The 1,393-nt window shown below is 55.0% G+C and carries 1 protein-coding gene; it reads right to left on the bottom strand.

What is annotated here, in order from left to right; genetic code table 11:
- Positions 1-444: 444 nt before the first annotated feature.
- Positions 445-705 (bottom strand): hypothetical protein, encoded by a 261-nt coding sequence (locus HV823_RS26290; RefSeq protein WP_176952616.1) that lies wholly within the window; start codon positions 703-705, stop codon positions 445-447.
- Positions 706-1,393: the final 688 nt, after the last annotated feature.

The raw sequence follows: 1,393 nt of genomic DNA, 5'->3' as shown, positions 1-1,393 counted from the left end.
CTCTCGAGAACGATTTGTCTTGCTCTACCGCCTGATCCCATTGTCGTTGTCGGCTGCAGGGATGGCGACCGCCTCATTGCGAGCCCATTCGGCGACAATCCTGGCGAAGCCGGTAACATTGACCAAGATTTGACGGCTATCCTCGCTTGATAGCCTTCGGGCGAGCCGCGGGCTCCAAATCGCGATCGTTACAGCCGAAAAGTCATCGTTGTCGTTTTCAGGTTTGCGCATCGGCGCCATGCTCAACCAAGCTGAGCACCCCTTGTCCCGCAGCGTCCCTTAGTCAGCTCGGAAACGCTGATCCTGATTGCGTTGCACGCTCTCCCAAGCCGTGGTGGCGGCCTGCGTCTGTCCCCAGACTGCGCGGCCGCGATGGCTCTTCATTGCCTCTCCATTGGTCCATGGCGTATTCAGCCATCGCCCGCATCCACCATTCGAGGCTCGTCAGGTCCATCCTGGTAATCGTGTGTGTAAGTGGAATAACCATTCCCAGAGCCCGGCGCAGTTGCGCCCACCGGGGCAGTTTGCAGTTTCGCCGGTGGCAAACTCCAGGATCGTTGGGGCGATGCTTGGCTCGCAACCATACGCGGCCAGCGATGGGATCAATGGGGCTCGCTGCCCGCTCGCCAACATTTCAAGGGATTTTGCCATCGCCTTCATCGGACCGCGCGGAATATCGCTCGATAAAGCCAGTGCATCCTTCATGAGGACGCTTCCGATAGCGAGCAGTTCTTTCCTACGTTTCGCCATGCCTTCCTATCCGTTCTCCGGTGGCGTTCGCATTCACCTCGACGTCAGTGATTGCAGCCGGCGGGCAATCTCTGCAGGCGATATGCCGGCAGCGAATTCGCGAAATATCCTCCGAATAGTGTCTGCTTCCTCGGAGTTGATTTCACGTTCTCCGCAGACGAGATCGCCCGTGCAGTAGATCGCGGCTTGTGCTTGCGTAGCGCGCCTTGAAGTGGCAGCCGTATGGTTGATGTCGGTCCCATCCATCGCGGTCGACCTCCGTTTCAACCCTCCGCGAGTTCGGGAGGAATGTTCACGTTTAAATTAAGGGCCCATAATAATGCAAGTAAAAAGTCAGTTGCGCGGCGCAATATTCGAGTCCTTTAAGGGAAGAAACTTTGTTGGTTTATAATGTAATGGATTCGATATCGAATTCATCGGAGTGACGTTTGGTAAAAGGACTGAGTCTTACTAGAGTGGAAAAATTTGACGTGAAATTGATGGCGTCAATATTAATTATTGCAAGATGAATCCTTTGTTGCGCCTGCTAAAAGGTAAGCGTACACCTATTCACATTTCTGTTACTGATGAGCGACGAGGTGAAAGCGCTGCGCCGTGACTGACCGGCCCGGTTCCGGCTTGAGCAGCCTGTCCGCTTTGCGCC

Origin of the sequence: Mycoplana rhizolycopersici, from assembly GCF_013378445.1 — a bacterium.
Classification (GTDB): Bacteria; Pseudomonadota; Alphaproteobacteria; order Rhizobiales; family Rhizobiaceae; genus Mycoplana; species Mycoplana rhizolycopersici.
Note: the sequence above shows the minus strand (reverse complement) of the source record. Positions and strands in the feature narration are given on the sequence as shown.

What these genes read in the sequence shown, in the direction of transcription:
- HV823_RS26290 (WP_176952616.1), bottom strand. Translation starts at nt 705, where the DNA reads ATGAAGGATGCACTGGCTTTATCGAGCGATATTCCGCGCGGTCCGATG.